Annotated in this window: 19 protein-coding genes; 12 read left to right on the top strand and 7 right to left on the bottom strand. The window is 67.2% G+C overall.

The genetic code is table 11. From position 1 onward, the window contains the following. Together AC1HC7_RS15680 and AC1HC7_RS15675 are read right to left on the bottom strand one after the other, a co-directional pair. Window positions 1–1,017, bottom strand: a complete 1,017-nt coding sequence (locus AC1HC7_RS15680; protein ID WP_479498014.1) for a quaternary amine ABC transporter ATP-binding protein — start codon at window positions 1,015–1,017, stop codon at window positions 1–3. Between the two features lie 157 nt (window positions 1,018–1,174). Beyond that, complete coding sequence (locus tag AC1HC7_RS15675; protein ID WP_479498015.1) at window positions 1,175–2,125, bottom strand: ABC transporter substrate-binding protein; 951 nt, start codon at window positions 2,123–2,125, stop codon at window positions 1,175–1,177. A 228-nt stretch (window positions 2,126–2,353) separates the two neighbouring features. On the opposite strand from AC1HC7_RS15675, the gene AC1HC7_RS15670 reads away from it, so the two are divergent. The 4 genes from AC1HC7_RS15670 to AC1HC7_RS15655 are packed head-to-tail and all read left to right on the top strand — an operon-like array spanning window position 2,354 to window position 7,386. After that, window positions 2,354–3,208 carry a DeoR/GlpR family DNA-binding transcription regulator gene (locus AC1HC7_RS15670; protein WP_479498016.1) on the top strand — a complete coding sequence of 285 codons (855 nt, stop codon included), beginning with the start codon at window positions 2,354–2,356 and terminating at the stop codon, window positions 3,206–3,208. Then, complete coding sequence (locus tag AC1HC7_RS15665) at window positions 3,192–3,959, top strand: inositol monophosphatase family protein (RefSeq protein WP_479498017.1); 768 nt, start codon at window positions 3,192–3,194, stop codon at window positions 3,957–3,959. The genes AC1HC7_RS15670 and AC1HC7_RS15665 overlap by 17 nt, the downstream gene beginning before the upstream one ends. A 25-nt stretch (window positions 3,960–3,984) precedes the next feature. Then, window positions 3,985–6,402 (top strand): GcvT family protein, encoded by a 2,418-nt coding sequence (locus AC1HC7_RS15660; RefSeq protein WP_479498018.1) that lies wholly within the window; start codon window positions 3,985–3,987, stop codon window positions 6,400–6,402. 24 nt (window positions 6,403–6,426) lie between these two features. After that, on the top strand, window positions 6,427–7,386 hold the full coding sequence (locus tag AC1HC7_RS15655; RefSeq protein ID WP_479499197.1) for a choline/ethanolamine kinase family protein: 960 nt from the start codon (window positions 6,427–6,429) through the stop codon (window positions 7,384–7,386). Window positions 7,387–7,470: 84 nt separating this feature from the next. Here AC1HC7_RS15655 and AC1HC7_RS15650 read toward each other — a convergent pair whose 3' ends face one another. The 4 genes from AC1HC7_RS15650 to AC1HC7_RS15635 form a co-directional block, all read right to left on the bottom strand. Further along, the gene (locus AC1HC7_RS15650) at window positions 7,471–9,096 is read right to left on the bottom strand and encodes an ABC transporter ATP-binding protein (protein WP_479498020.1); all 1,626 of its coding nucleotides are present in this window, start codon (window positions 9,094–9,096) and stop codon (window positions 7,471–7,473) included. 5 nt (window positions 9,097–9,101) lie between these two features. Next, on the bottom strand, window positions 9,102–10,055 hold the full coding sequence (locus tag AC1HC7_RS15645) for an ABC transporter permease (protein WP_479498021.1): 954 nt from the start codon (window positions 10,053–10,055) through the stop codon (window positions 9,102–9,104). Continuing rightward, complete coding sequence (locus tag AC1HC7_RS15640; protein ID WP_479498022.1) at window positions 10,055–10,999, bottom strand: ABC transporter permease; 945 nt, start codon at window positions 10,997–10,999, stop codon at window positions 10,055–10,057. The genes AC1HC7_RS15645 and AC1HC7_RS15640 overlap by 1 nt, the downstream gene beginning before the upstream one ends. Before the next feature lie 79 nt (window positions 11,000–11,078). Beyond that, a complete protein-coding gene (locus AC1HC7_RS15635; RefSeq protein ID WP_479498023.1) occupies window positions 11,079–12,662 on the bottom strand; it encodes an ABC transporter substrate-binding protein in 1,584 nt (527 codons plus the stop codon). Window positions 12,663–12,895: 233 nt separating this feature from the next. Here AC1HC7_RS15635 and AC1HC7_RS15630 point away from each other — a divergent pair, with 233 nt between their 5' ends. The 7 genes from AC1HC7_RS15630 (at window position 12,896) to AC1HC7_RS15600 (ending at window position 22,321) form a co-directional block, all read left to right on the top strand. After that, window positions 12,896–14,392, top strand: a complete 1,497-nt coding sequence (locus tag AC1HC7_RS15630; RefSeq protein ID WP_479498024.1) for a M81 family metallopeptidase — start codon at window positions 12,896–12,898, stop codon at window positions 14,390–14,392. 26 nt (window positions 14,393–14,418) lie between these two features. Further along, window positions 14,419–15,963 (top strand): M81 family metallopeptidase, encoded by a 1,545-nt coding sequence (locus tag AC1HC7_RS15625; RefSeq protein ID WP_479498025.1) that lies wholly within the window; start codon window positions 14,419–14,421, stop codon window positions 15,961–15,963. Then, window positions 15,960–17,264 carry an ArgE/DapE family deacylase gene (locus AC1HC7_RS15620; protein WP_479499196.1) on the top strand — a complete coding sequence of 435 codons (1,305 nt, stop codon included), beginning with the start codon at window positions 15,960–15,962 and terminating at the stop codon, window positions 17,262–17,264. Before AC1HC7_RS15625 ends, AC1HC7_RS15620 begins: the two co-directional genes overlap by 4 nt. Window positions 17,265–17,608: 344 nt before the next feature. Next, window positions 17,609–18,769, top strand: coding sequence for an extracellular solute-binding protein (locus tag AC1HC7_RS15615; protein ID WP_479498027.1), 1,161 nt, complete (start codon window positions 17,609–17,611; stop codon window positions 18,767–18,769). Window positions 18,770–18,950: 181 nt separating this feature from the next. Beyond that, the gene (locus tag AC1HC7_RS15610) at window positions 18,951–20,063 is read left to right on the top strand and encodes an ABC transporter ATP-binding protein (protein WP_479498028.1); all 1,113 of its coding nucleotides are present in this window, start codon (window positions 18,951–18,953) and stop codon (window positions 20,061–20,063) included. A 12-nt stretch (window positions 20,064–20,075) separates the two neighbouring features. Next, on the top strand, window positions 20,076–21,017 hold the full coding sequence (locus AC1HC7_RS15605) for an ABC transporter permease (RefSeq protein ID WP_479498029.1): 942 nt from the start codon (window positions 20,076–20,078) through the stop codon (window positions 21,015–21,017). Further along, a complete protein-coding gene (locus AC1HC7_RS15600) occupies window positions 21,014–22,321 on the top strand; it encodes an ABC transporter permease (protein ID WP_479498030.1) in 1,308 nt (435 codons plus the stop codon). The genes AC1HC7_RS15605 and AC1HC7_RS15600 overlap by 4 nt, the downstream gene beginning before the upstream one ends. Window positions 22,322–22,432: 111 nt before the next feature. Here the strand turns inward: AC1HC7_RS15600 and AC1HC7_RS15595 are convergent, their stop codons facing one another. Then, window positions 22,433–23,122: a cyclic nucleotide-binding domain-containing protein gene (locus tag AC1HC7_RS15595; protein ID WP_479498031.1), complete on the bottom strand. Its 690-nt coding sequence runs from the start codon at window positions 23,120–23,122 to the stop codon at window positions 22,433–22,435. A gap of 251 nt (window positions 23,123–23,373) precedes the next feature. Here AC1HC7_RS15595 and AC1HC7_RS15590 point away from each other — a divergent pair, with 251 nt between their 5' ends. After that, window positions 23,374–24,696 (top strand): MFS transporter, encoded by a 1,323-nt coding sequence (locus AC1HC7_RS15590; RefSeq protein ID WP_479498032.1) that lies wholly within the window; start codon window positions 23,374–23,376, stop codon window positions 24,694–24,696. Window positions 24,697–24,699: the final 3 nt, after the last annotated feature.

Genomic DNA, 24,699 nt, shown 5'->3' with positions numbered 1-24,699 from the left:
CTAGGCGCCCTTGCCGATGAGCACGCGGATCACCGCGTCGCGCCCGATGGCGCCGACATGGGCGCCGCCTGCATCCACCACCGCCAGCGGCGCCTCGGCGCTCAGCACGGCCTCGGCCACCTCGGCGATCCTGGCGTCGGCGCGCAGCCCGTCGCCCCGCCCCGCCGCGCCCGGCGTCATCACCGCGCCCACCGACAGCACCTTGTCGCGGGGGATGTGGCGGGTGAATTCGGCGACGTAGTCGCTGGCCGGGTTCAGCACCAGCGCCTCGGGGCTCGCCACCTGGATCACCTCGCCGTCCTTCATGATGGCGATGCGGTCGGCAAGCCGGATCGCCTCGTCGAAATCATGGGTGATGAACACGATGGTCTTTTTCAGCAGCCCCTGCAGGCGCAGGAACTCATCCTGCATCTCGCGCCGGATCAGCGGGTCCAGCGCCGAGAACGGCTCGTCCAGAAACCACAATTCGGGTTCAACCGCGAGCGAGCGCGCGATCCCCACCCGCTGCTGCTGGCCGCCGGACAATTCGCGCGGATAATAGCTTTCGCGCCCCTTCAGCCCCACCAGTTCGATCACCTCAGCCGCGCGGGCCTCGGATTCGGGCTTGCTCCGGCCCTGGATCGACAGCGGAAAGGCGACGTTCTGCAGCACCGTCAGATGCGGCAGCAGCGCGAAATGCTGGAACACCATGCCCATCTTGTGGCGCCGGATCTCGATCATTTCGCGCGCCGAGGCCTGCCGCAGGTCGCGCCCGTCAAAGAACATCTTCCCCGCCGTGGGCTCGATCAGCCGCGACAGGCAGCGCACCAGCGTCGATTTCCCCGACCCCGACAGGCCCATGATGACGAAGATCTCGCCGTCCATGATTTCGATATCGGCGTCGCGCACCGCGCCGATCAGCCCGGCGCGCGCGATCGCCGCGGCGTCGGGATGCGGATTGGCGGCAAGGAAATCCGCCGCCCCCGGCCCATAGAGCTTCCAGATGCTCCGGCACACAAGCTTGGGCGAGGCCCCCATCTCAACTCCAATTTTCGGTTTCTTGTCCTGTGGGGGCGCGCCCGAAGCGCCGCGAACCCCGGACGCGGGGCGACGCGACGCCGCCCCGCGCGATCAGCCGGCGAATCGGATCAGCGCCGACCCCGACGCCGGATCACTGGCCGGATCACTGGCCGGATCACTGGCCGATCCACGGCTTCCAGCGGGCCTCGTTCTTGTCCATCCAGGCGTTGACCACGTCGTCGATCTTTTCGCCGTCGAGATCCACCGCGCTGACCATGGCGCTCATTTCCTCGTTGTTGAGCGTATAGGCCTTGATCGCCGCGTAGGCGCCGGGCCACTTGTCCTTCAGTCCGCTCCAGGCGGCCTTCCAGATCGGCCCGCGCGGCTTGCCGCAATCATAGGCCAGATCCGGGTTCACGCTGGCCGCCGGGTCGCTGTAGCATTCGGCGGAATAGGGCGGAAACTCCACGAATTCGCCATCGTATTTCGCCGGCGCCCAATGGGGCACATAGACCCACAGCACGATCGGCGCCTTGCGCTGATAGGCCGATTCCAGTTCCGCGAACAGCGCCGCGTCGGTGCCCGCATGCACCACCTCGAAATCCAGGCCCAGCCCCTTGATGCGCTCCTCGTCGAAGCCGCCCCAGGTCACCGGGCCGCCCACGTAGCGCCCCTTGGGCGCGGTCTCGGCGGTGGCGAATTTCTCGGCGCAGGCGTTCAGCGCCTTCCAGTCGGGCAGGCCCGGGCAGACCTCCTTCATGTAAAGCGGATACCACCATTCCTCGATCGCCATCAGCCCGGTCTCGCCGACATTCTCGACCTTGCCGCTGGCCACCGCCTCGTCCAGCGCCTCGCGGCCCGTGGTCTCCCAGATCTCCACCGCCAGATCCAGATCGCCGGTCTTGAGCCCGGCGAACTGGGCGATGTAGTCGGCCTGCACGTATTGCACGTTGTAGCCGGCCTCCTCGAGGATCGCGCCCATGATCCTGGTGTTGATCAGCTGCCCGGACCAGTCATGCAGGGTCAGCTTGATGGGGTCGGCGGATTCGACCTCGGCCATGGCCATGCCGGTCGCCAGCGCGCCGGCGGCGACCCCCATCAGGGTCCTGGTGAACAGATGTTTCATGCGGGGCTCCTCCCAGAGTGTTTTCGCAGTGATTCCAGCAGTGATCTTGCATTGCCTCAGCGGGCGCATTGCGTCGCGCCATTGCCCGGAAGCCTGAGCGGAATCGCCGAGGATGTCAATGAAAGCCACAAAATGTCACAAACTGATTTGGCTTTTCGTTGTTATCGGCGATTTTCCTGCCTAGAATGCCTCAGTTTCAGGGGCAAGGCCGAGGAGTCCACACCCATCATGCAGCCCGCCCCGTCCAACCCGGCGCCCATGCCAAGCAACCACCGCGAACAGGAAATCCTGCGCGAAATCCGCATGGCCGGGGGCTCCTGCCGCATCGGGTTCCTTGCGGAGCGACTCGGCGTCTCGGATGAAACCATCCGCCGCAACATCAAGGCGCTGGAGGCGAAATCCCTGGCCCGCAAGGTGCATGGCGGGGTGCTGCTGGCCGAGGACCTGACCCTCACCGAACAGCCCTTCCAGTCGCGCATGGACCAGAACGCCGCCGTCAAGCGACGCCTCGCGGCGGTGGTGGCGGCGATGATCGGCGACGGCGATTCGCTGTTTCTCGACATCGGCTCCACCACCGCCTACGTGGCCCGCGCGCTGAAATCCCGCGCCAATCTCTACGTGGTCACCAATTCGCTGTCCGTGGCCCAGACCCTGGCGACGCGCAACAACAACCGGGTGTTCATGGCCGGGGGCGAATTGCGCCCCCATGACGGCGGCGCCTTCGGGCTCGACGCCATCGCCTTCATCCGCCGCTTCAACGTGCAATTCGCGATCTTCTCGGTCGGCGCGGTCAACGCCGAATTCGGCTTCATGCTGCATGACATGCAGGAGGCCGACCTGTCGCGCGAGGCGGCGCGCCGCGCCCGCACCCGCATCGTCGTCGCCGACAGCGACAAGTTCGGGCGGCGCGCCCCGATTGCGCTCGAGGACCAGGCGAGCTTCGACATGCTGGTCACCGACGCCCCCCCCGCCCCCGACATCGCCGCCATGCTGGCGCGGCGCGACATCGCCACCCTGCTGCCCGACGCCGGCGACGCCGAACAAGCCGCCCCCAGGAAAGACCTCCATGCGCCATCCCCCTGACGCCCTTGACACCATCCTCTCCATCACCGCCGAGGCCGCCGAAATCCCGAAAAAGCATTTTCGCGCGCCGCTCGACGTGATTCACAAGCACGATGACAGCCCGGTCACCATCGCCGACCGCGCCGCCGAAACCCTGATCCGCGCGCGCCTCGCCGAACGCTTCCCCGATCACGGCGTTTTCGGCGAGGAATTCGGGCGCGAAGCGTCCGACAGCCCGTATCTGTGGGTGATCGACCCCATCGACGGCACCAAATCCTTCATCTGCGGCGCGCCGCTCTACGGCATGCTGGCGGCCCTGCTGCATGACGGCGCCCCGGTGCTCGGCGTGGTGCGCCTGCCCCAGCTCGACGAGGCGTTCAGCGGCGGCGACGGCGGCGCATGGCGCAACGGCGCCCCGATCCGCGTCTCGAACGTCACCCGCCTCAACGAAGCCTTCCTGTTCGTCAACGAGGGCGAAAAGCTGTTCGCCGACCGCCCCGACGCCTTCGCCGCCCTGTGCGGGGCCGGGCGGCTGCGCCGGCTCGGCTATGATTGCCACCCGCATATGCTGCTGGCCTCGGGGCATGTGGACGCCTGCGTGGATTACGACCTGAAACCCTATGACTACATGGCGCTGATCCCGGTGATCGAGGGGGCCGGCGGGCTGATCACCGACTGGGACGGCGCGCCGCTGACGCTTGACAGCGACGGGCGGGTGTTGAGCGCCGCCACCCCCGCCCTGCACGCCGAAATGCTGGAACTGCTGCGCTGAGCGGCGCCGACCAAGGACCGACCCCATGACCGATCACAGCGCCAGACACCTGATCATCGGCGGCGGCATCATCGGCTGCTCCATCGCCTACCACCTTGCCCGCGCCGGCGAAACCGACGTGGTGCTGCTGGAAAAGACCGCGCTCACCGAAGGCGCCACATGGCACGCCGCCGGGCTGGTCGGGCAGCTCCGATCCTCGCGCAACACCACGCGGATGCTGCAAAGATCCGTCGCCATGTATGACCGGCTGGAGGCCGAAACCGGACAGGCCTGCGACTGGAAGAAGGTCGGTTCGCTGCGCCTCGCCGCCTCGCCCGCGCGGATGCTGGAAACCCGCCGCCTCGCCACCATGGCCCGCAGCTTCGGGTTGGAGATGAACCTGATTTCCCCGGCCGAGGCCCGCGACCTGTTCCCCTATATCGACATCAAGGGGCTGGAGGGCGCCGCCTTCATTCCCTCCGACGGTCATGTTGACCCGGCCAGCCTGTGCCAGGCCATCGCCGCCGGCGCCCGCGCGCATGGCGCGACGCTGCGCCAGAACGTCAAGGCGCTCGATTTCGAGGTTGCCAACGGGCGCATCGCGAAAATCCTCACCTCCGAAGGCGTTTGGGAGGCCGAGACCGTGACGCTGGCCGCCGGCATGTGGAGCCGCGAACTGGGCCGGAAGCTCGGCCTGCGCATCCCCGCCTGCGCGCTCGAACATCAATACGTGGTCACCGAGCCGATCCCCGGATTCCCCGACAACCTCCCCACCCTGCGCGACCCCGACCGGCTGGTCTATTACAAGCCCGACGCCGGCGGGCGGCTGGTGATCGGCGGTTACGAGAACAACACCGCCGCCTTCGGCGACACCGGCATCCCCGGCGAATTCGCCCGCCAGCTGCTGCCCGAAAACCTCGACCGCTTCGAACCGCTGGCGCTGAAGGCCGCCGAGGTCACCCCGGTGGTGGGCGAGATCGGCATACGGCAGGTGGTCAACGGCCCGATCCCCTATTCCGCCGACGGCGATTTCGTCATGGGCCCGGCCCCGGATTTTTCCAATCTCATGCTCGCCACCGGGTTCCTCTACGGCATCGCCGCGGGCGGCGGCGCCGGCGAGATGATCGCCGAATGGATTCTTCAGGGCCGTCCCAGCCTCGACCTCTGGCCGCTCGACGCCCGCCGATTCGGACCCCATCACGGGGCGCGCGCCTTCATGTATCCCCGCGCCGTCGAACATTACGCCCACCACTACAAGCTGCGCTTTCCGGGGCAGGAAAGCGCCGTCGCCCGCGATTTGCGGCTCAGCCCGCTCCACGACCGCCTGAAATCGCGCGGCGCGGTGATGGGGTCGAAAAACGGCTGGGAACGCCCGCTATGGTTCGCCCCCGAGGGCGTCGCCCCCGCCGATCAGCTCGATTTCGTCAACCCCGGCTGGACCGCCTTCGCCGCCGAGGAACAGCGCGCCGCGCGGACCGGCGTCGTCCTCGCCGATCAGTCCAGCTTTTCCAAGTTCGAGCTTCTGGGCCCCGGCGCGCTGGCGGCGATGCAATGGCTGGCGGTCTCCAACATGGACAAGCCCGTCGGCGCGGTCATCTACACCCAGCTTTGCAACGCTGCGGGCGGCATCGAGGCCGACGTGACCGTCACCCGGCTCGCCGAGAACCATTTTTACATCGTCACCGGCGCCGGCTTCGGCGTGCATGACAGCGACTGGATCCGGCGCAACCTGCCCGCGGACGGGTCGGCGCTGCTGGTGGAGGTCACCTCGGCGCGCGCCGTGCTCAACATCTGCGGCCCGCATGCGCGCGAGCTGCTCGCCGCCGTGGCCGAGGAGGACGTTTCGAATGCCGCCTTCCCGTTCGCCACCGCACGGGATCTGACGATCGGCGCCGCGCCGGTGCGCGCCATCCGCATCGGCTATGTGGGCGAGCTGGGCTGGGAATTGCACGTTCCCGCGGAATTCGCCCTCCATGTCCACGATCTGATCCGCGACGCCGGCGCCCCGCTGGGCCTGCGCGACATGGGCTATCGGGCGATCGACGGTTTGCGCATGGAGAAAGGCTATCTGTATTGGAGCGCCGACATCACGCCCGACTGCACGCCCATCGAGGCCGGGCTAGGCGGTCGCGTGCATCTGAAGTCCAAGGGCGATTTTCTGGGGCGCGCGGCGCTGGCGGCGCAAAAGGAAAAAGGCCCGGATCGCCTGTTGCGCTGCTTCGTCGCGGATGCGCGGCTGCCGCTGCATGGCGGCGAGCCGATCCTGCTGGAGGGCGCGCCCGCATCCCTCGTCACCAGCACGGCCTTTGGCGAAACCACCGCGAAAACCATAGCTTACGGCCTGCTCACGCGTGAGCAGGCGCAAAACACCGCCTTCGAGATCGAAGCCTTCGGCAACCGTCACCCGGTGACAAGGGTCGCGGCGCCGCTCTACGATCCCGAAAACCTGCGCCTGAAGGCCTGAACGCCGCCCCACTGCGAGGACCGCATGCCAGACAACCGCAAAGCCATCCACGCCGCCCTGACAAACCTGCCGCGCCTCGCCGGGCTCGCCCCCGACGCCTATGCCGCGACCCGCCTCGGCGGCCTCACCAATCTTGTCTACAGGGTCGATTTGCCGGATGAAAAACTCATCCTGCGCATTCCCGGCGAGGGTTCCAACGATTACATCGACCGCGCGGCGGAACTGCACAACGCCAGGATCGCGGCGAAGATCGGCGTCTCGGCCGAGGTGCTCTGGGCCGACGCCGCGACCGGCGTGATGATCAGCCGCTGTCTCGACCCGGTGACCACCATGACCCCCGAACTGTTCCGGACCCGCGCAGGCGCCCCGGCGCGCGCCGGGCGGGCGCTGGCGGCGCTGCACGGATCGGGCGAACTGTTCGAATTCCGCTTCGAACTGTTCGTGATGATCGACGAATATCTGGCGGTGCTGGCCGAAAAGAACTCCGATCTGCCCGAGGGCTACCACGACATCGTCGCCGCGGCCGCCCCGGTGAAGGCGGCGCTGTCGGAAAACCCCGGCGCGCTGGCGCCCTGCCATTGCGACCCGCTCTGCGAAAACTTCCTCGATGAAAGCTCTCGCGATGAAAGCACTCGCGATGACGGGGCGCGCATGTGGATCGTCGACTGGGAATATTCCGGCATGAACGATCCGCTCTGGGATCTGGGCGACCTGTCGGTGGAGGCCGGATTCGACGCGGCCCAGGACATGGAGCTGCTGCGCGCCTATTTCAACGCCGAACCGACCGCCGCGCAGATCGGGCGCATGGTGATCTACAAGGCGATGTGCGATCTGCTCTGGACCCTGTGGGGGCTGATCCAGCATGCCGACGGCAACCCGGCCGAGGATTTCTGGGCCTATTCGATCACCCGTTTCGAACGCTGCAAGGCGCTGATGCAAAGCGCCGGGTTCGACGCCCGTCTTGCGGCCCTGAGCGCCGGCTGAACCGCCGCCAATGGCGGATCGGGATCCGCCCTACGCAGGGTTTCCCGATCCGCCCCGGCTTTCATGGCGTGCCATCCGGGGGGCTCAGCGGGCGGCGGCGGCGTCCATGTCCTTGCCCGGGGCCGCGTCGAGCAGCGATTTGGTGTAGGGATGCGCCGGGTTGGCGTAGACCTGCGCGGTGGGGCCCTGTTCCACCACCACGCCGTTCTGCATCACCATGATCCGGTCGCAGATCTGCGCCGCCACCCGCAGGTCATGGGTGATGAACAGCATCGCCAGGTTGAAGCGCCGGCGCACATCGTCGAGCAGGTCCAGCACCTGCGCCTGCACCGACACGTCGAGCGCCGACACCGCCTCGTCGGCGATCAGCACCTTGGGTTCCATGGCCAGCGCGCGGGCGATGCAGATGCGCTGGCGCTGGCCGCCGGAAAACTGGTGCGGGAAGCGGTCCAGCGCATCGGGCGCCAGCCCCACCACCTGCATCAGCTCGCGCGCCTTGGCCAGCGCCTCGGTCCTGCCCATGCCGAAATTCATCGGCCCCTCGACGATCGACTGGCCCACGGTGCGGCGCGGGTTCAGCGACCGGTAGGGATCCTGGAACACGATCTGGATATCGCGCCGGAACGGGCGCAGGGCGGATTCGTCAAGCCCGGCGATGTTCTTGCCGTGGATCAGCAATTCGCCGTCCGTGGGATCGACCAGCCGCACGATGCAGCGCGCCACGGTGGATTTGCCGGACCCGGATTCGCCGACCACGCCGAGGGTCTCGCCATGGCGCACCATCAGTTCGACATCCTTCGCGGCATGCACGATGCGCCCGGATTCGAACCAGCCGGTCTTGCCGTAGATCTTGTTGAGGCCGCGGGTCTCCAGCGCCGGTTCGGACTCGGGCGCCGGGTCGCGATGCGGCGGGATCAGGCTGGGCACCGCGCCGAGCAGCATCTTCGTGTAGGGGTGGCGCGGGCGGGTCAGCACCTGCTCCACACCGCCCTGCTCCACCACCCGGCCCATCTGCATCACCGCCACGCGGTCGGCGATTTCCGCCACCACGCCGAAATCATGGGTGATGAACATCACCCCGGCGCCGCGGGTGCGCTGGATCGACTTGATCAGCTTCAGGATCTGCGCCTGGGTGGTCACGTCGAGCGCGGTGGTCGGTTCGTCGGCGATCAGCAGCCCCGGCTCCAGCGTCAGGGCCATGGCGATCATCACCCGCTGGCGCTGGCCGCCGGACAGCTGATGCGGGTAGGAATGGAACATCTTTTCCGGGTCGGGCAGGTTCACGTCGCCCATGGTGGCGATCACCCGATCGCGCCGGGCGCGGGCGCCCAGATCGGTGTGGATCTCCAGCATCTCGCCGATCTGGTCGCCCACCTTCATCACCGGGTTGAGCGCGGTCATCGGTTCCTGAAAGATCATCGCCATCTTCTCGCCGCGCAGACGGCGCATGCGGGCGGTGGATTCCTTCAGCAGATCGACGCCGCTCAGCAGCACCTCGCCGGCGACGGGCTTCAGTTCCTTGCTGGAATTCAACCCCATCACCGTGAAGGCGGTGACCGACTTGCCGGAGCCGGATTCGCCGACGATGCACAGGATCTCGCCGGCGCCCACGGTGAGGCTCACGTCCTCGATGGCGAAGCGACGGTCAGCGCCCCTGGGCAGGCTGACGGTCAGGCCCTTGATCTCCAGGACCGGGGTCGCGGCGTCCATGGCGTTCACATCTTTCTCGCAATGCGCGGGTCAAGCGTGTCGCGCAGCCCGTCGCCGACGACGTTCACCGCCAGCACCGTCACCGCCAGCGCGACGCCGGGGTAGAAGATGATCCAGGGGCTGATCTGGAAAAAGGTGCGCCCCTCGGACATGATGTTGCCCCAACTGGGAATTTCCGGCGGGATGCCGGCCCCCAGGAAGCCGAGGATGGATTCGGTCAGCATCGCCGAGCCGCTGACATAGGTCGCCTGCACGATCAGCGGCGCGATGGCGTTGGGCAGGATGTGACGGATCAGGATCTGCGGCAGGCGGGTGCCTGCGGCGATGGCGGCCTCCACATAGGGTTCTTCGCGCACCGTCAGCACCACGGCGCGCACCAGGCGCACCACGCGGGGCACCTCGGGGATGACGATGGCGGCGATGACCGTGCCCAGCGTCGCCCCCGACAGCGACACCAGCGCGATCGCCAGCAGGATGCCCGGAATCGCCATCAGCCCGTCCATCACCCGCATGATCACCGCGTCGAAGGCGCGGATATAGCCGGCGATCATGCCCAGGAACAGCCCGATGGAGATGGCGATCACCGCCACCGCCAGCCCCACCACAAGCGAGATCCGCGCGCCGCCGATCACCCGCGCGAACAGGTCGCGGCCAAGGAAATCGCTGCCGAAATAGACCTCCGCCGAAGGCGGCTTCAGGCGCTGCATGGGGTTGAGCGCCATGGGGTCGATGGTGAAGAACGGCCCGATGATGGCGATCAGCGCCATCACCAGCAGCAGCGCCCCGCCCCAGAACACTCCGCGATTGGCCAGCAGCAGGGTCAGGACGCTGGGATCCTCGCGGGTGGTCAGCCGCGCCTCGGCGGACAGCGCGGCGGCGTCCGGGATCGCCATGTCGGGGGCCGGGCCGGGGTTGATCTCGGCCTCGTAGTCGGGAGGGGCGTCGCCTGTATGAGCCATCAGTAGCGTATCCTCGGATCAAGCAGCACGTAGGACAGGTCGATCAGCAGATTGATCAGGATGTAGACGAAGCTGAAGAACAGGATCAGCCCCTGGATGATCGGGTAGTCGCGCGCCAGCACCGCGTCGAGCACGAGCCGCCCCAGACCGGGGATGTTGTAGACGCTTTCGGTCACCACCACGCCGCCGATCAGCAGCGCGATGCCGATGCCGATCACCGTGACGATGGGCACCGCGGCGTTGCGCAGCGCGTGGCGCATGAGGATCTTGAACTCGCTCTGGCCCTTGGCGCGGGCGGTGCGGATGTAATCCTCCTGCAGGATCTCCATCACCGAGGCGCGGGTCATGCGCGCGATCAGCGCGATGAAGATCACGCTCAGCGTCATCACCGGCAGCGCGATATGGCGCAGGAAGGTCGGCAGGCCGAATTCGAACATCGACTTGTAGCCCTGCACCGGCAGCCATTTCAGCTGCATGGCCAGCACGTAGATCAGCATGTAGCCGAGCACGAACACCGGCACCGAAAACCCGCCCACCGAAAACAGCATCACGAAGCGGTCGATCAGGCTGCCCGCCTTCCACGCCGCGATGGTGCCCAGCGGCACCGCCACCATCACCGCGAACAGGATGGTGCACAGCCCCAGCATCAGCGTCGGCTCGATGCGCTGCATGATCAGCGTGGTCACCGGCAGGTTGGAAAAGATCGAGGTGCCGAGGTCGCCCCGCGCCAGCGTGCCGATCCAGGTCATGAACTGCACCGGGATGGGTTCGTTGAGGCCGAGCTGCTCGCGGATGCGGGCCACGTCCTCGGCCGTGGCGTAGTCGCCGGCGATCACCGAGGCCGGGTCGCCGGGCGCCAGGCGCAGCATCAGGAAAACGAACATCGCCACGATGATCACCACCGGCAACGTGGCGAGGATGCGCATCAGGATATAGCGAGCCATGAATGTCCCCGGGTTGGGAAGCCCGGCCGCGACTCCGCGCGGCCGGGCCTGATTGGCGGCGGGAAATCAGGTCAGGCGATCACTCGACCGACATGTTCCAGAAGAACTGCACCGGAGACTTGATCAGCCCCTTCACGTTCTTGCGATAGGCGACCGGGGTGAAGAACTGCCCGAGCTCGCCCGAGGCGCCGATGGCCCAGAGCCGCTCCTGCACCTTCTTGGCGATTTCCTTCTTTTCCTCCAGCGATCCGGCGACCGCGAACGCGGCGCGGGCCTTTTCAAGCTCTGCGTCGGTGGGCCAGCCGAACCAGCCCTTGTCGGGGTTGCCGGAAAAGCCGATCGCCATGGGGTCGATCACGTCGGCGCCGATCCACCAGGTGTGGAACATGTTCCAGCCGCCCTCGGACACCGGGTCGCGCTTGGCGCGGCGCGAGGTCAGGGTCGCCCAGTCCATGGCCTGCACCTCGACATTCATGCCGATCTTGCGCAGTTTTTCCGCCGTCACCAGCGAAAACGCCGACAGGGCCGGAATGTCGGTGGGCTGCATGATCACCACCGGGGTGCCGTCATAGCCCGCCGCCTTCAGCGCCGCGGACGCCTTTTCGATGCTGGCGGTCTTGATCAGGTCGGACCCGACCTCGTTGGCCAGCGGCGTGCCGCAGGGGAACACCGAATAGCAGGTCTTCCAGAATTTCTGATCGCCGAAGCCGGCAGCCAGGTAGTCCTCCTGCTTCATGGCCATGATCGCGGCGCGCCGGATGTCGACATTGTCGAACGGCGGCAGCAGGCTGTTGAAGCGGGCGAAGCCGATATTGCCCAGCGGATCGTTGATTTCCGCCACGATGTCGGGGTTGGCCTCGAGGATCGGCAGCAGGTCGTTGGACGGGGCCTCGAAATAATCCACCTCGCCGGCCATCAGCGCGTTCATCGCCGTGGACTGGTCGGGGAAATAGGTCCAGATCACCTTGTCGACCTTGACCACCTTGCCGCCCGCCGCGGCCGAGGCCGGCTCGTCGCGGGGCACGTAGCCTTCGAACTTGGAGTAGACCACCTTCGAGCCCGGCACCCACAGGTCCTTCTCGAACTTGAACGGGCCGGACCCGGTGTAATCGTCGATCTGCTCGAACGCATCGGTCTTGGCCACCCGCTCGGGCATGATGAAGGGCACGTTGGAGGAGATCTTGCCGATCGATTCCAGCACCAGCCCGAAAGGCCGGGCCAGGGTCATCACGAAGGTCTTGTCATCCTCGGCCACCAGGCTGCCGATGGCGCCGAACAGCTGCTGGCCCATGCCGTCGCGCTTGCCCCAGCGCTGCAGCGAGGCGATCACGTCCGCCGAGGTCACCGGCGTCCCGTCATGGAACATCAGCCCGTCGCGCAGGGTGAAGGTCCAGGTCATGGAATCGTCCGAGACGCTCCACGTGTCCACCATCTGCGGCTGCGGCTTGAAGTTCTCGTCCATGGCGAACAGCGTGTCGTACACCATGTAGCCGTGATTGCGCGAGATGTAGGCCGTGGTCCAGATCGGGTCGAGATTCTTCAGATCCGCATGCGGCACCACGCGCAGCACGGTTTCCGCGCGACCCTCGGCGGATACGCCGAAGCTGAGCGGGATCGCCATCAGCGCTGCGGCCAGCACCTGGCGTTTGGTCCAGTGTCTCATGGTCAGTCCTCCCTGAAATTCTAGGCATGCTCGAAGCCGGGTCGATTCTTCCGTCGATCCCTGAACGCGACGATTAGCGCAGCGATGAATTTGCCTGTCAACGTTTCCGCGTCGATGCGGAACGCCGTTTCAAGGGGCGTTGACGCGGTTCCCGGGCGGGGCCAAGCTGCACGCTCCGGCGGCCCCCGCCCCGGGGCGACCGCCGCCGGCGCCCGCCTGCAGGAGACCAGACCATGCGCATTCTCGCGGCGATGATGAAGCACGAGACCAATTCCTTTTCCCCGGTGCCCACCGACATGGCGCGCTTCGCCGCATGGGGGCTTTATCGCGACGACGCGGCGCGCGCCGCCTATCGCGGCGCGGCGATGCCGGTCTCGGCCTATATGGAACTGGCCGAGAGCCACGGCGCCGACATCGTCTGCCCGCTGATCGCCGAGGCGATGCCCAGCGGGCTGGTCGACGAGGCGACCTACGAACAGCTCTGCGACTGGCTGCTGGCGCCGATTCGCGCCGGCAATGTCGACGCGGCGTTTCTCGACCTGCACGGGGCGATGACCGCCGAGCACGTCGCCGACGGCGAGGGCGAATTGCTGAAGCGCATCCGCGCCATCGCCCCCGACCTGCCGATCGCGGTGACGCTCGACATGCACACGAACTGCACCGCGACGATGGTCGAGAACGCCGACGCGATCATCGGCTACAAGACCTATCCCCATGTGGACATGCACGCGGTCGGGCGGCGCATCGGCGAGGTGCTCTGGGACAAGATCGAGGGCCGGGCCGATCCGGTCATGGCCTGGGGCGCGGCGCCGATCCTCGCCCAGACCCTGCGCATGGGCACGGCTGAAAACCCCATGAAGGCGCTGCAGGACGCGACGCGGCGCGCGGAGGCCGACGGCCTGCTGGCGGCCACCGTGCTCGGCGGCTTTCCGCAGGTCGACGCGCCCCATGCCGGGCTGTCGGCGATCACGGTCGCCGACGGCGACATGGCGGCGGCCGAGGCGGCGCGCGACCGGCTGCTGGCGCAGGCCTGGGACAGCCGCGAGGATTTCGTCTATCGCCACCGCCCCATCGACGCGGCCATCGCCGCCGCCAAGGCCAGCCCCGCCGCCCCGGCGATCCTGCTCGATCACGCCGACAACGTGGGCTCCGGCGGCACGGCGGATGTGATGGGGGTGATCGAGGCGGTGCTGGCCGCCGGTCTCGAGCGCGTCGCCATGGCCGCGATCTGCGATCCCGGGGCCGTCGCGCGGATGCGGGCGGCGGGGGTCGGGGCGCGGATCACGCTCGATCTCGGCGGCAAGACCGACATGCCCGCTCTCGGCCTCAAGGGCCGCCCGCTGCGGCTGAGCGGCACGGTGCGCCACCTCGCGGACGGCCGCTGGATCGTGCGCGGGCCCATGTATACCGGGCTCGAAGTCAACACCGGCCCCACCGCGCTGTTCGAGACCGGCGGCATGAAGATCGTCGTCACCTCGGCGCATCACGAACCCTGGGATGCGGGGATCTTCGCCAACAACGGCGTCGACCCGGCGGCATGCGCCTACATCCTGCTGAAATCGCGCATCCATTACCGCGCCGGGTTCCAGCCGCTGCAACCGGACCTCACGGCGCATTTCACGCTTGACGGCGAAGGCGTGACCACCTCGGACAACGCCGCGCTGGCCTATCGCAACCTGCGCCGGCCGATGTTTCCCCTGGACCCCGCCGACGCCATCGCCTTCCCCTGACGCCGCCAAGCCCTCGAGGCCGGAAAATGCCAAAACCCAGAATCGCCATCGCCGGTTTCATGCACGAAACCAACACCTTCGCGCCCCTGCCCACCGATTACGCGGATTTCGCCCGCGGCGCCGCCTTCCCCGAACTGGTCGAGGGCGCGGCGGTGATCGAAACCCTTTCCGGGCTCAACCTGCCCATGGGCGGCTTCATCGGCGCGGCGGATGATTTCGACCTGATCCCGATCCTGTGGTGCTTTGCGGAACCCAGCGGCACGGTGCTGCAATCCTGCTTCGATCGCATCGCCGGGACCATCTGCGACGGCATCCGCGCGGCGGGGGACATCGACGGGGTCTATCTCGACCTGCACGGCGCCATGGTCACCGAGGATCACGAGGACGGCGAGGCCGAATTGCTGCGCCGGGTGCGCGAGGTCACCGGCCCCGACCTGCCCATCGCCGTCAGCCTCGACCTCCACGGCAACATGTCGCCGGATTTTTTCCGGCGCGCCTCCTCGGTCGCCGTCTACCGCACCTATCCCCATGTGGACATGGCCGCCACCGGCGCGCGCGCGGCGACGCTGCTGCGCGCCGAACTGGCGCGGGGCAAGCCGCTTGCCGGGGCCTATCGCCAGGTCAACTACATCCCGCCGATCACCGGGCAATCCACCATGCGCGAACCCGGGGCGCGGCTTTATGCGCATCTGCCCGAACTGGCGCGCGGGGGGGTCAGCTCGGTGGATTTCGCCTTCGGCTTCCCCCCCGCCGACATCCGCCATTGCGGCCCCTCGATCTTCGCCTACGGGACCGACGCCAAGGCGGTGAACCGCGCCGCCGACGCCATGCTGATGGCGGTGAACGCCGCCGAGGGCGCCTTCGCCAACCCGCTGATCCCGGCCCGCGAGGCGGTGCGCGCGGCCATGCGGATCAGCGCGACCGCCGCGCGCCCGGTGGTGATCTGCGATCCGCAGGACAATCCCGGCGCCGGGGCGATCGGCGATTCCACCGGGCTGCTCGCGGCGCTGATCGACGAAGGCGCGGCCGGGGCCTGCATCGGCATGATCTGGGACCCGGGCAGCGCCGCGCAGGCGCACGCGGCCGGGCTTGGCGCCGCGGCGGATTTCCAGATCGGCGGCAGCCACCCCGAGATCGGCGGCCCGCCGATACGGATCAGGGCGGAAGTCGAACGCCTCTCGGACGGCGATTTCACCTTCACCGGCCCGATGTTCGGCGGCGGGCATGCGCGGCTCGGCCCCATGGCCTGCCTGCGGCTGCGCGGCGACAACGGCGCCGACCTGCGCATCGTCATCGGCTCGGCCCGCGCGCAAAACGCCGATCAGGAAATGTTCCGCGTCATGGGCGTCGAACCGGGCGATCAGAAGATCGTCGCGGTCAAAAGCGCGGTGCATTTCCTCGCCGACTATCAGCCCATCGCCGAAAAGGTGATCTTCGCCGAGGCCCCCGGGGCCAATCCCTGCGCGCTCGAGCGCATCCCCTATCGCCGGCTGCGCCCGGGGGTGCGGCTCGGCCCGCTCGGCCCCGCCTTCGACCCCGAAAACCCCGCCCATGAAAGCCCCGCCTCATGACCGACCCCGTCGCCCCCGGCCCCCTCGCCCCCGACCTCAGGCAAAGGATCATCGCCGCCGTCGACGCCGGGTTCGACGCCCAGATCGCCTTCACGCAGGATCTGGTGCGCCACCCCTCGCTGCGCGGGCGCGAAGCCACGGCGCAGGAAGCCATGCGCGCCGCCTATCAGGCGCGCGGCTACGGCGTCGATCGCTGGACCATCGACGTCGAGGACATCCGCGACCATCCCGGGTTTTCGCCGGTGAGCGTGGATTGCGACAACGCCGTCAACGTGGTCGCCACCCACAGCCCCGCGCAGACGCTGGGGCGTTCGCTGATCCTCAACGGCCATGTGGACGTGGTGCCGGCGGGGCCGCGCGACATGTGGGCGCGCTCGCCCTGGGATCCGCATCTGGAGGGCGACTGGCTGTATGGGCGCGGCGCCGGCGACATGAAGGCCGGGCTGGCGGCCAACCTGTTCTGCCTCGACGCGCTGAAATCCATCGGCTGGCAGCCGGCGGCGACGGTCTATCTGCAATCGGTGACCGAAGAGGAATGCACCGGCAACGGCGCGCTCGCCTGCCTGCTGCGCGGCTACCGCGCCGACGCGGCGATCATCACCGAACCCACCAACGAAACCCTGGTGCGCGGCAATCTCGGGGTGATCTGGTTCCGGGTGCGCCTGCGCGGGCGCCCGGTGCATGTCAGCATGGCGGGGACCGGGGCCAACGCCATCGAGGCCGCCTTCCCGATCGTCGCCGCCCTGCGCGCGCTGGAAGCCGAGCTGAACGCCGAACAGGGCGACCACCCGCCCTTCGACGCCTATGACCACCCCATCAACCTGAATGTCGGCAAGATCGCCGGCGGCGACTGGGCGTCGAGCGTGCCGGCCTGGTGCGACATGGATTTTCGAATCGGCGTCTATCCCGATCAGGACCCGGCCGAGGTGGCGCGCCGCGTCGAATCGGCGGTGTCGCGCGCCTGCCATGCCGACCCGTTCCTGTCCAACAGCCCGGCGCGCATCGAATACAACGGCTTTTTCGCCCGCGGCTACGTGCTGGGCGAGGGCACGGAGGCCGAGGCGACCCTCGCGGCCGCGCATCGCGCCGCCGTCGGCGGGGATCTGGAGGCCGAATTGATGCCCGCCTATCTCGATGGACGGGTGTTCATGCTCTATGACGACTGCCCCTGCCTGGTCTACGGGCCGCGATCCGAGAACATCCATGGATTCGACGAACGGGTGTCCCTGCAATCGATCCGCGAAACCACCCGCAGCCTGGCGCTGTTCGTCGCCAGTTGGTGCGGCCTGACCCCGGCCTGACCCCGGTCTGGCCCCGGTCTGGCCCCGGCCCGGCCCCGGTCTGGCCCCGGTCTGGCCCCGGTCTGGCGCCCGAGTCCCCTCGGCGCCCCCGCCGATCGTCTGAAACGCAGATTTTGCGCGAGAAACGCGCCCTGACGAACATTTATTGTTCTGCGCACATTCAAAGCTCTGGAGAATCGATTGACCCGGCGTTAGCGTCGATGGGCATCCGGCAGCCAATGTCGCCGGACGACATGCGCGGACCGCGTTGTTCGCGAGATCGCAGGGTTGTGCGCCTGCCGCCGCAACCGGCGGCGATCGGAGTGCCGAAACTTGCTGACTGCATCCCAGGGAGGAGTCAAAAGATGACCACCAAGACCAGTATCGCGGCCCGAAACAGCATCGTCGGCGTCAACCGCCGGTCGCTGCTCAAAACCGGCGCCGCGACCGGCGCCTTCACGCTGGCGGCGCCCGCCTTCGTGAAAAGCGCCCTCGCCTCTTCGGGCGAAGTCAACATCCTGATGTGGTCCGACTATCTGCCCGACGATTTCATCGCCGATTTCAAGGCCGCCACCGGCATCAAGATCAACTACACCGGCATTGGCTCGAACGAGGAGATCATCAACAAGATGAAGGCCTCCAAGGGCCAGGGCTTCGATATCGTGTCGCCCACCAACAACCGCTCGCTGCAATGGGGGCCGCTCGAACTGCTGCAGCCCTTCGACATGTCCCGCGTGCCGATCGAACGGGTCAACCCGGCCATGTCCAAGATCGGCGAGGTGGCCTGGAACTTCGAGGGCAAGGGGTCGCACTGGCTGCCCCATATCTGGGGCACCGAGGGCATCGCCTGGCGGGTCGATCTGTGGGCCCCCGAGGGCGACGCGCCCAGCTACGGCGACGTGTGGTCGGACGCCAACGCCGGCAAGACCATGGGCCGCCCGCATTCGATGATGCTGGGCGCCGGGCTGTACATGGAGGCCTCGGGCCAGATGGCGCCGGGCTCGATCTGGAAAGCCTATGAATCCCAGGAGGACATGCGCCGGGTCTGGACCCAGGTCACCGAATGGTGCATCGCCCGCAAGAACAACATCAAGCTGCTGTGGAACGATGCGGACAGCCAGAAGAACGGCCTGCTGAACGAAGGCGTGATCGTCGGTCAGGCATGGGACGGCCCGCCGCTGGCCCTGAAAAGCGCGGGCGAGCCGGTCACCTACCAGGCCCCGGTCGAAGGCGCCATGGCCTGGGTCGACGGGCTGGCGATGCCCATCGGCGCCAAGAACATGGACGAAATCTACGCCTTCGTCGAATTCGCCTACGAAGCGAAGAACGCCGGCAAGGCGATCGACAAGCACGGCTACAATTCGCCCGTGCTCGGCGCCGACCGCTACGCCGGCGACCAGTACAAGAAGAACTTCGCCGAGGCCTATCCGGGCAATTCGCTGGCCAATCTCAACCCCTGGCCGGCCGAGGCGCCCTGGTACGCCGACATCCGCACCGAATACGTGAACAAGTTCAAGAGCACCTGACCGGGCGCCTGTTCGCATGACACGCCCCCGGGCCGCGATCCGTCGCGGCCCGGGGGATCGGCATCGCGCAAACGCGGGATCGTCACGGCGCGCAGACGCCGGACGCCGCGGCGCGGCCCGGGCGTCGCCAAACGCGCCGGCAGGGCGCATTTGACGAACTGGATTTGCGAGGGGATTTTCGATGAGCGCTGGCGTTGGAGTCGACCTGAACGACCTCTGGATACGTTTTGGCACTTTCGTCGCCGTCAGGGACGCGAACGTGAACATCAACGGCGGCGAGTTCTTTTCCTTCCTCGGCCCGTCGGGCTGCGGCAAGACCACCATCCTGCGCGCGGTGTCCGGGTTTCTGGAACCCAGCGAGGGCGAGGTGCTGATCGGCGGGCGCAACATGGTCGGCATCGGCCCGAACCTGCGCCCCACGGCGCTGATCTTCCAGAACCTGGCGCTGTTTCCGCTGATGAAGGTCTGGGAGAACATCACCTTTTCCATGGAGGTCAGGGGCGCCTCCCGCGCCGAGCGCCGCAAGCGCGCCGACGAACTGCTCGACATGATCGCGCTTGGCGACCAGGGCGACAAGCTGCCCTCGGAACTGTCCGGCGGCCAGAAGCAGCGCGTCGCCATCGCCCGCGCGCTCTGCGCCGAACCCGACGTGCTGCTGCTTGACGAACCGCTTTCGGCGCTCGACCTCAAGCTGCGCCAGCACATGCGCACCGAACTGCGCGAAATCCAGCAGCGCGTAGGCATCACCTTCATCTACATCACCCATGACCAGGGCGAGGCCCTGACCATGTCCGACAGCGTCGCGGTGATGCGCGCCGGGATCATCGACCAGATCGGCGCCGGCAAGGAGGTCTACGACGACCCCTCCACACCCTTCGTCGCCTCCTTCGTGGGCGAGAACAACGTGTTTCGCGGCAAGGTCGAGGCGGTGCATGACAACGAGGTCTCGATCCTCACCAACCGCTCCGGCCGGCTGCGCGCGCGGGTCTCCACCGCGGCGCTGGGCAAGATGCGCCCGGGCGAGGACGCCATGCTGTTCGTGCGCCCCGAGGCGCTCAGCATCGTCGAGACCGAATCCGGCCAGGGCGACTGCATCACCGCCACCGTGGTCAACGAGGAATTCGAGGGCAACGCCTACAACGTGTTCCTCGAAGGCGACGGGGCCAAGGAAATCAAGATGTCGCTGCCCAATCACGGGCAGGCCCGCCGGTCGGCGCGCGGCGCCGACATCACCCTGCACTATGACGTGCGCAACGCCGTGGCCATGCCGGCCGGCGACCTGGCGACGGAATAGGGGGGCGGGCGGATGGCGAGCAAGGCTGAAGCATCCTGGCCCCTGAAAGGGTTCTTCCGGCGCAACGGGCCGGTGCTGGGCAGCTATCTGCTGATCACGGTGGTGTTCTGGGTGGTGATCCTGATCCTGCTGCCGCAGCTCTCGATGCTGGACTATTCGTTCCGCAACAACCTGCCCCCGCCCGAGGTGGGCGGGCCGAACGACGTCTACACCCTGGCCAATTACCGGCACCTGATCTACGGCGCGCAGGGCGCGGACACCACCTACAACGTGGTCGATCTGTCGGTGTTCGTGCGCACCCTGGTGGCGGCGGTGTTCGTCACCATCTTCGACCTCGCGCTGTGCTACCCGCTGGCCTACTATCTCGGCCAGTCGCGCGGCGGCGGCGGGCTGCGGCTGCTGGTGCTGCTGCTGATCATCCCCTACTGGATCAACGAGATCCTGCGCGCCTTCGCCTTTCGCATCATCTTCGGCGAAAGCGGCGTGATCAACGATTTCCTCATCGGCTTCGGGCTGGTCAGTTCGCCGGTGGATTTCATCCGGGACAACATCGCGCTCTACGCCGGGCTCGGCTACGCCTACATCCTGCTGATGATCTTCCCCATGTACACGGTGATCGAAAGCCTTGACCGCAACCAGATCGAGGCGGCCCGCGACATGGGCGCGCCGTGGTGGCGCATCCACTGGCGCGTGGTCATCCCCTTCGCCAAGCCGGGCATATCGTCGGGCTGCACCATGGTGTTCATGCTGTCGGCCGGGGCGCTGGCGGCGCCCCAGATCCTCGGCGGCCCGTCCAGCCTGTGGTTCACCCAGATCATCTACCAGTGGTTCAATTCAGGCGGCAACTGGCCCCAGGGCGCGGCCTACGCCATCGTGCTGCTGGTGTCCTGCATCCTCATCGTCCTGAGCGTGATGCGTCTCTTCAAGGTCAACATGGGAGACATAGGCAAATGAGGAGCGGCACCGTAACCATGCGCGTCGCGCTCTGGGTCTATCTGGCGATCTTCTTCAGCTACCTGCTCGGCCCGCTGCTGGTGATGAGCATCACCGCGTTCAATTCGCCGAGCTTTCCCAAGGCCTCGCCGTGGGAATGCCTGACCTTCGAATGGTTCAACGTGCTCTACAACGACGCGCGGATCATGAACGGCATCAAGAACAGCTTCATCATCGGCATCGGCACGGTGCTGCTGTCGGTGGCCATGGGGCTGGCCGGGGCGCTGATGCTTTCCCAGATCCGGGCCAAGCTGCGCTCCACCTACTACACGATGATCATCGCGCCGATCCTGGTGCCCGGCGTGGTGCTGGGCATCTCGACGCTGGTGTTCTGGGACCGGGTCAACGTCATGCTGGGGCTCGGCAATGACAGCATCCTGCATGACGGCATCTTTCTCACCGTCATCGGCCAGTCCACCTTCATCGCCTCCTACTGCATGCTGGTCTTCGTCGCCCGCCTGCAGCGCTTCGACCCGGGCCTGACCGAGGCGGCGCTGGATCTGGGCGCCACCCACGCGCAGGCGTTCCGCAAGGTGCTGCTGCCCTTCCTGAAGCCGGCGATCGGCTCGGCGGCGGTGCTGGCGTTCCTCGCCTCGTTCGAAAACTACAACACCACCACCTTCACCTTCGGCAAATACCCCACCCTGACCATCGAACTGGCCCAGAAGGTGCGCTACGGCATCAACCCCTCGATCTCGGCGCTGGCCTTCATCATCGTGGTGCTCACGGTGCTGGCGGCGGTGGCCAACGAGGTGCGCCAGCGCCGCGTGCAGCTGGCGCTGGCCAACGGCGCGCCGGAATCCGCGGTGACCGGCGGCGGCGGCTTTCGCATGCCCAACCTGTTTCGCGGCAACCCCATGGCGGTGGTGCTGGCGCTGCTGCTGTTCGCGGTGTTCTCCACGGTGATCTTCGCCCAGGTCTACGATCCCGGCGTCTGCAAGGCGCGCAAGTTCGAGATCAAGCAGCTGGAAACCGAACGCCGGATCCAGGAACTGAAGCTCAGACGCATCGAGAAGCAGCTGGAGAAGGCCCGCCAGGGCCCCGACATCTTCGGCCCCGCCAACAGCAAGGTGAAGATCCCCGACGTCGCGTCGCCCAGCAAGGCCCCGCAATCCCCCGGCGCGGCCGGCGCCTTCGGCGGCGTGTTCGATCCGGGCAATCTCGACGACGGCGGCAGGACCGAAGACGAAGGCGGCGACGACAAGCCGGCGACCCCCAGCTTCGGCGGCGTCTTCGCGCCGGGCAATCTCAACGACGGCAACTGAGCCGCCGCTGGGGCCGGGCATGAAAAAGGCGGCGGCGCGCCGATGCGCCGCCCGCGGGCGATTGCGCCCGGCCCCGCGCCCGACGCCCGCCCCCGGCCCGACCCCGGCCCGCTAGCGGTCGATCAGATCCGAGGGCTTGGCGAAGGCGGTCAGGTCGTCAAGCGCGGTCAGCCGGATGGTCTGCCCTGTCACCTCCACCCCGTAGGGCTTCAACGCGTTGAAGGCCCGCGACAGGTTTTCCGGCGTCATGCCCAGATATGACGCCAGCCGGCGCTTTTCGTATTTCAGATCGAACTCGGTCGCGCCGTTGTGGCGCAGATGGCAGCTCAGCAGGTGATTGGCCAGGCGTTCGAGCGAGGAGCGCAGCTTCAGGTTCTTGGTGTGCCTGACAAGCGAGCGGTAGCGCGCCGCCAGCTCCTCGACGATGGCCAGCGCGAAATCCGGGTCGGCGCGGAACACCGCGCGCACGTCCTCGGACGGGATCATCACGATGCGCGCCTTGCCCAGGGTGCGCGCCGACATCAGATAGGGTTCGTCGCGCATTGTGGCGGCGAGGATGAAGGTCGACACCGGCCACACCGTCGCCATGGCGGTCTCGCGCCGCGACCAGTTGCAGAACAGCTCCACCGCGCCCCCCAGCACGATATGCAGGAAATCCGGCGGATCGCCTTCGCTGATCAGTTCGGTGAGGGGCGGAAAATTCTGCATGTAGGCGCCGCGGGTCAGCGCCCCGAACGACGCATCGGAGATGTTGCGCAGCAGCGGCAGCTCGCGAATCCCCGCAAATCGCTCTGACGGCATTCCTGATCCCTCCCCGGTGGCTTGATTTCAATCAAGCCGTGCGCGTCGCCTGGTCAAGAGTCCGATTGATCGGCTGGCGCGAACCGCTTGATCCCCGGCCCTGCGCCGCCCGGCTTTTGTGCGCCGCGCGATTATTTCAACCCCGTATCCGGCAAAAATTGACCGAAATCAAGCTGTCCGGCGCCACAGCCGGTTTGTGTGGCGGGCAACGGGCGCGGCGTCTCGGTCGCGCGCATACGGAGGGCGGCAAAATGCACAATCTGGATGGGGTGACGCGAAGCGACCAGCATCGCGCGCTTGGCCTCAGCACCCTGGCGTTCACGGTCTGCTTCGCAGTGTGGACGATCTTCTCGATCATCGGCGTCAAGATCAAGCAGGATCTTGGGCTGAGCGAAACCCAGTTCGGCCTGCTGGTGGCCACGCCGGTGCTGACCGGATCCATCAGCCGCATCTTTCTCGGGGTCTGGACCGAACAGTACGGCGGTCGGGTCATGCTGCCGCTGCAGATGATGATCACCGCCGTCGCCGTCTGGCTGCTGGCCTCGGTGCACACCTATGCGGTGTTCCTGATCGCCGCCCTCGGGCTCGGGCTCGCGGGCGGCTCCTTCATCATCGGCATCGCCTATGTGTCGCGCTGGTACGAAACCGAAAAGCAGGGCACCGCGCTCGGCATCTTCGGGGCCGGCAATGTCGGCGCCGCGGTCACCAACTTCGCCGCCCCCTTCCTGGTGGTGGCGCTGGGCTGGGAGGACACCGCGCGGGTCTATTCCGTCGTGCTGGCGATCATGGCGATCGCCTTCTACGTCTTCGCCAAGACCGACCCGGTGATCGCCGAACAGAAGGCCACCGGATCCAAGCCGATCTCCGCCGCGCAGCATCTGGAACCGCTGCGCGACATCCAGGTCTGGCGCTTTGCGACCTACTACTTCTTCGTGTTCGGCGGCTTCGTGGCGCTGGCCTCGTTCCTGCCGCGCTACTACGTGGGCGCCTACGGGCTGGAACTGACCACCGCGGGCGTGTTCGCGGGGCTGTATTCCCTGCCCGGCTCGGTGTTTCGCGCGCTCGGCGGCTGGATGTCGGACAAGTGGGGCGCGCGCTTCGTGATGTATTTCACCTTCCTGGTGTCGCTCGCGGTGCTGTTCGTGATGAGCTACCCGGAAACCACCTACGTGATCAAAGGCATCAACGCGCCGATCGAATTCAGCTTCGGCATCAACGTCTACCTGTTCGTGGCGCTGAGCGTGGCGCTGGGCTTCGTGATGAGCCTGGGCAAGGCGGCGGTCTACAAGCACATCCCGGTCTACTACCCGCATCATGTGGGTTCGGTCGGCGGTCTCGTGGGCATGATCGGCGGGCTGGGCGGCTTCGTGCTGCCGCTGTCCTTCGGCATTCTGCTCGACGCCACCGGGGTCTGGACCGCGCCGTTCATGCTGATGTTCGTGCTGGTCGCGGTCTCCACCATCTGGATGCACGTCGCCATCCGGCGCATGGAGCGCAGCCGCTATCCGGGTCTGTCGCGGGACACGCATCTTTCCGACCTGCCCGAGGCGCCGCATCCCCAGTCGATGCCCTGACGC

Source organism: Oceanicella sp., assembly GCF_056449545.1.
This window is presented reverse-complemented; position numbering and strand designations above follow the sequence as displayed.

Coding starts and splice junctions, on each gene's coding strand:
- AC1HC7_RS15680 (WP_479498014.1), bottom strand. CDS start 1,017: ATGGGGGCCTCGCCCAAGCTTGTGTGCCGGAGCATCTGGAAGCTCTAT.
- AC1HC7_RS15675 (WP_479498015.1), bottom strand. CDS start 2,125: ATGAAACATCTGTTCACCAGGACCCTGATGGGGGTCGCCGCCGGCGCG.
- AC1HC7_RS15670 (WP_479498016.1), top strand. CDS start 2,354: ATGCAGCCCGCCCCGTCCAACCCGGCGCCCATGCCAAGCAACCACCGC.
- AC1HC7_RS15665 (WP_479498017.1), top strand. CDS start 3,192: ATGCGCCATCCCCCTGACGCCCTTGACACCATCCTCTCCATCACCGCC.
- AC1HC7_RS15660 (WP_479498018.1), top strand. CDS start 3,985: ATGACCGATCACAGCGCCAGACACCTGATCATCGGCGGCGGCATCATC.
- AC1HC7_RS15655 (WP_479499197.1), top strand. CDS start 6,427: ATGCCAGACAACCGCAAAGCCATCCACGCCGCCCTGACAAACCTGCCG.
- AC1HC7_RS15650 (WP_479498020.1), bottom strand. CDS start 9,096: ATGGACGCCGCGACCCCGGTCCTGGAGATCAAGGGCCTGACCGTCAGC.
- AC1HC7_RS15645 (WP_479498021.1), bottom strand. CDS start 10,055: ATGGCTCATACAGGCGACGCCCCTCCCGACTACGAGGCCGAGATCAAC.
- AC1HC7_RS15640 (WP_479498022.1), bottom strand. CDS start 10,999: ATGGCTCGCTATATCCTGATGCGCATCCTCGCCACGTTGCCGGTGGTG.
- AC1HC7_RS15635 (WP_479498023.1), bottom strand. CDS start 12,662: ATGAGACACTGGACCAAACGCCAGGTGCTGGCCGCAGCGCTGATGGCG.
- AC1HC7_RS15630 (WP_479498024.1), top strand. CDS start 12,896: ATGCGCATTCTCGCGGCGATGATGAAGCACGAGACCAATTCCTTTTCC.
- AC1HC7_RS15625 (WP_479498025.1), top strand. CDS start 14,419: ATGCCAAAACCCAGAATCGCCATCGCCGGTTTCATGCACGAAACCAAC.
- AC1HC7_RS15620 (WP_479499196.1), top strand. CDS start 15,960: ATGACCGACCCCGTCGCCCCCGGCCCCCTCGCCCCCGACCTCAGGCAA.
- AC1HC7_RS15615 (WP_479498027.1), top strand. CDS start 17,609: ATGACCACCAAGACCAGTATCGCGGCCCGAAACAGCATCGTCGGCGTC.
- AC1HC7_RS15610 (WP_479498028.1), top strand. CDS start 18,951: ATGAGCGCTGGCGTTGGAGTCGACCTGAACGACCTCTGGATACGTTTT.
- AC1HC7_RS15605 (WP_479498029.1), top strand. CDS start 20,076: ATGGCGAGCAAGGCTGAAGCATCCTGGCCCCTGAAAGGGTTCTTCCGG.
- AC1HC7_RS15600 (WP_479498030.1), top strand. CDS start 21,014: ATGAGGAGCGGCACCGTAACCATGCGCGTCGCGCTCTGGGTCTATCTG.
- AC1HC7_RS15595 (WP_479498031.1), bottom strand. CDS start 23,122: ATGCCGTCAGAGCGATTTGCGGGGATTCGCGAGCTGCCGCTGCTGCGC.
- AC1HC7_RS15590 (WP_479498032.1), top strand. CDS start 23,374: ATGCACAATCTGGATGGGGTGACGCGAAGCGACCAGCATCGCGCGCTT.